Genomic DNA, 4,348 nt, shown 5'->3' with positions numbered 1-4,348 from the left:
AGGCAGTGCCGCACCTGCTGGAAGCCGGCGGCCAACTGGTCGTGCAGGGTGCCGGCGACATGCAGCAGGAGGGTGCTTATGCGCGCCTGGCCGAGCGTCATCCCGGCCGAATCGCCTGCGTGCTGGGCTACAGCGAGGAGTTCCCGCATCTCCTGGCGGCCGGAGCGGACGCGATCCTGGTCCCGTCCCGGTACGAGCCCTGCGGGCTCATCCAGCTCTACGGGCTGCGCTACGGCTGCATCCCGGTGGTGAGCCGGGTGGGCGGGCTCGCCGACACGGTGATCGACGCCAACGACGCGGCACTGTTGGCGGGCGTGGCCACGGGCGTGCAGTTCTACCCGGTGACGGCCGAGGCCCTGCGCGATGCCATCTACCGGACGATCGAGCTCTACCGGCAGCCCGGGCAATGGCGGAAGATGCAGCGCAACGGGATGACCAGCGAGCTTGGCTGGGAGGTGCGGGCCGGGGCCTATGCCAGCCTGTACCGGACCCTGGTGCCCGAGAGCGGAGCGGCGACATGACCATCCAGACGATCGAGACCCGGCCCTTTTCCGACCAGAAGCCCGGCACGTCCGGCCTGCGCAAGAAGACCCCGGTCTTCATGCAGGAGCACTATGTCGAGAACTTCGTCCAGTCGATCTTCGACAGCCTGGAGGACCGCCAGGGCAAGATGCTGGTGGTGGGCGGCGACGGCCGGTTCTTCAACCGGGAGGCCATCCAGACCATCATCAAGATGGCCGCGGCCAACGGCTTCGGCAGCCTCCTGGTGGGCCAGGGCGGCCTCCTGTCCACGCCGGCCGCCTCCTGCGTGATCCGCGCGCGCAAGGCCTTTGGCGGCATCGTCCTGTCGGCCTCGCACAATCCGGGCGGGCCGGATGCCGACTTCGGCATCAAGTACAATATCGGCAATGGCGGGCCGGCGCCGGAGAAGATCACCGAGGTGATCTTCACCCGGACCCAGGCGATCACCGAGTACCGGATCTCGGACGCGCCAGACGTCGACCTGGACCGGCTGGGCAGGACGGTGATCGAGGGCATGACCGTCCAGGTTATCGACCCGGTCCAGGACTATCTGGGCCTGATGGTCAACCTGTTCGATTTCGACCGGATCCGCGCCTTGTTCGCGTCCGGCTTCCGGATGCGCTTCGATGCGATGCATGCGGTGACCGGCCCCTATGCGCACGCCATCCTGGAAGGGGCGTTGGGCGCCCCACGCGGCACGGTGGTGAACGGCACGCCCTCGCCCGATTTCGGTGGCCATCATCCCGACCCGAACCTGGTCCATGCCAAGGAGCTGTACGACCTGATGATGGAGCCGGACGCGCCGGATTTCGGTGCTGCCTCGGACGGCGACGGCGACCGCAACCTGATCATCGGCAAGGGCATCTTCGTGACACCCTCGGACAGCCTAGCCGTGCTCGCCGCCAACGCGCACCTGGCCAAGGGCTATGCCGGCGGGCTCAAGGGTGTGGCCCGCTCCATGCCCACCAGCGCTGCGGCCGACCGAGTCGCCGAGAAGCTGGGCATCGGCTGCTACGAGACGCCGACCGGCTGGAAGTTCTTCGGCAACCTGCTGGATGCCGGCATGGCCACGCTGTGCGGCGAGGAGAGTGCCGGCACCGGCTCCGATCATGTCCGGGAAAAGGACGGGCTCTGGGCCGTGCTGCTCTGGCTGAACATCCTGGCGGTGCGCGGCCAGTCGGTGAAGGAGATCGTCACCGAGCACTGGGCCAGCTTCGGGCGCAACTACTATACCCGCCACGACTACGAAGAGGTCGACACCGCGGCGGCGAACGCGCTGGTCGAGGAGCTGCGCGGCCGCCTGAGCGAGCTGTCCGGCCGGATCGTCAACGGCCGCGGCATCGCCCGGGCCGACGACTTCACCTACAAGGACCCGTTGGACGGCTCGGTGAGTACCAAGCAGGGCATCCGCATCCTGTTCGAGGACGGGTCGCGCATCGTGCTACGCCTGTCCGGCACCGGCACGGCCGGCGCTACGCTGCGTCTCTATCTCGAGCGCTACGAACCCGACCCCACCCGCCATGATCTGGATACCCAGGACGTGCTGGCCGACCTCATCGAGACCGCCGAGCAGATCGCCGGCATCCGCGCGCGCACCGGACGTGCCGCACCGAGCGTGATCACCTGAGTGGACCTGCGGGTCCTCCCGGGGCGCCCCAACCCGCTGGGCGTCACCTTGGACGGGGACGGCGTCAACGTCGCCTTGCCGACGCTGCATGCCGAGCGGGTCGAGTTCTGCGTGTTCGACGCGGAAGGCGGCACCGAGCTCGCCAGGCTGACCCTGCCGGACCGCGCCGCCGGCGTGGTGTTCGGCCGGATCGAGGGGATCGGGCCCGGCACGCGCTATGGCTTCAGGGTCCACGGCCCCTATGCCCCGGATGCGGGGCACCGCTTCAACCCCAACAAGCTGCTGCTCGACCCGTTCGCCAAGGCGATCGACCGGCCGTTCCGCCTGACACCCTCCATGTTCGGCTACCGGCGCGGTGCGGCGGACGCCGACCTGTCGTTCGACGCCTCGGACAGCGCGCGCGACATGCCCAAGGCGATCGTGACCGCACCGGTCGCACCGCGCCCGGACAGCCGGCCGCGCACGCCGTTCGGGCACACGGTGATCTACGAGGCCCATGTGCGGGGCATGACCAGACTGCATCCGGCCCTGCCCGAGCGGCTGCGCGGCAGGTTCGCCGCCCTCGCCGAGCCGCCGGTCCTGGATCATCTGCGCCGGCTGGGCGTCACCACGCTGGAGCTCCTGCCCGTCCACGCGATCCTGGACGAGCGGCACCTGGCCGATGCCGGCCTGAGCAACTACTGGGGCTACAACCCGGCAGCCTATTCTGCGCCGGAGCCACGCTACTTGGTGGATGGCCAGGCAGACGGGCCGGCCGACGAGCTGGCGGCGACGATCGAGCGGCTGCACCAGGCGGGCATCGAGGTGATCCTCGACGTGGTCTACAACCACAGCGCCGAGAGCGACGAGTTGGGCCCGACCGTGTCGCTGCGCGGCCTGGACAACGCCCTCTACTACCGCCTCGATCCAGGCAACCGCCGCTACTACCTGAACGACGCCGGCTGCGGCAACACGCTGGCCACTGAGCGCGCACCGGTGCTGCGGCTGGTCATGGACTCGCTGCGCTACTGGGCGAGCCTGGGCGTCGACGGCTTCCGCTTCGACCTGGCGGTCACGGTCGCGCGGACGCCTGCGGGCTATGCCCGGGACGGCGCGTTCCTGATGGCGCTGCAGCAGGACCCGGTGCTGGCCGACCTGAAGCTGATCATGGAGCCCTGGGACATCGGGCCGGGCGGCTGGCAGACCGGCAACTTCCCGGATGGGATGCTGGAGTGGAACGACCGGTTCCGCGACGACCTGCGCAGCTTCTGGCGCGGCGAGAACGAGATGGTCGGCCAGCTCGCGACCAGGCTCGCGGGCTCGGAGGACCTGTTCGGTGCGCGGCGGCCGTCCGTCAGCGTCAACTACGTCACCGCCCATGACGGCTTCACCCTGCGCGACCTAGTCTCCTACGAGCACAAGCACAACCAGGCCAATCTGGAGGACAACCGGGACGGCACCGACAACAACCGCTCCTGGAACCATGGCGTGGAGGGACCGTCCGACGACCCCGCGGTGATTGCCCTTCGGCGCGCCGACATGCGGGCACTCATGGCCTGCCTGATCCTGGCGCGCGGCACGCCGATGCTGACCATGGGCGACGAGCTCGGCCGCACCCAGGGCGGCAACAACAACGCCTATTGCCAGGACAACGCGATCAACTGGCTGGACTGGTCGAGCCTGCCGCCCGAAGCCGAGGGGTTGGCGGAGCTGGTGGGCCGGCTGACCGCGCTGCGCCAGGCGCATCCTGCCCTGCACCAGGACCGGTTCCTGGACGGCGCCACCGTCATCTGGCGCCGGGAGGACGCCCGGAGCTTCGACGAGGGCGACTGGTATCGGCATGACCGGCGTTTTCTCGGCATGGAGCTGCGCTGCACGCAACCTCGAGACCACATCTATGTTGGAGTGAACGCCCACGACGCTCCGCTCCGCCTGATCCTGCCGGAAGCGGATGGCCGCTGGCACTTGGAGCTGGTTTCGGCAGTGGAGGAAGCAAGTGAATCGATTGCTGCAAACGAGTTCGACCTGCCGGCACGTTCCGCCGTGGTCCTGACCGATCAATCTACCCGGCGGGATGGCGATGATCCCGAGACGCTGAAGCGCCTGGCCGACATGGCGGGGATCGACCTTGCCTGGTGGGACATCGCCGGCACCAAGCATGAGGTATCACCAGACAGCCTGAAGGCGCTGCTCCAGGCCATGCGCATCCCGGCCGGCAGT

3 protein-coding genes are annotated in these 4,348 nt (G+C 68.8%); all 3 read left to right on the top strand.

The features are described 5' to 3' along the window. On the top strand, positions 1-521 hold a 521-nt coding region (locus tag EQG76_RS03700), incomplete at its 5' end, for a glycogen synthase (protein ID WP_159710722.1). After that, entirely contained in the window at positions 518-2,149 is a 1,632-nt protein-coding gene (locus EQG76_RS03695) for an alpha-D-glucose phosphate-specific phosphoglucomutase (RefSeq protein WP_159710720.1), read from the top strand. The genes EQG76_RS03700 and EQG76_RS03695, both read left to right, overlap by 4 nt. Beyond that, positions 2,150-4,348: glycogen debranching protein GlgX (gene glgX, locus EQG76_RS03690; RefSeq protein ID WP_159710718.1), on the top strand; the 2,199-nt coding region annotated here is incomplete at its 3' end.

The sequence above is a fragment of the Geminicoccus flavidas genome (genome assembly GCF_009806515.1).
In the GTDB taxonomy this organism is placed as follows: Bacteria; Pseudomonadota; Alphaproteobacteria; order Geminicoccales; family Geminicoccaceae; genus Geminicoccus; species Geminicoccus flavidus.
The sequence above is the reverse complement of the archived record's forward strand: the minus strand, read 5'-3'. Positions and strand labels throughout refer to the sequence as shown.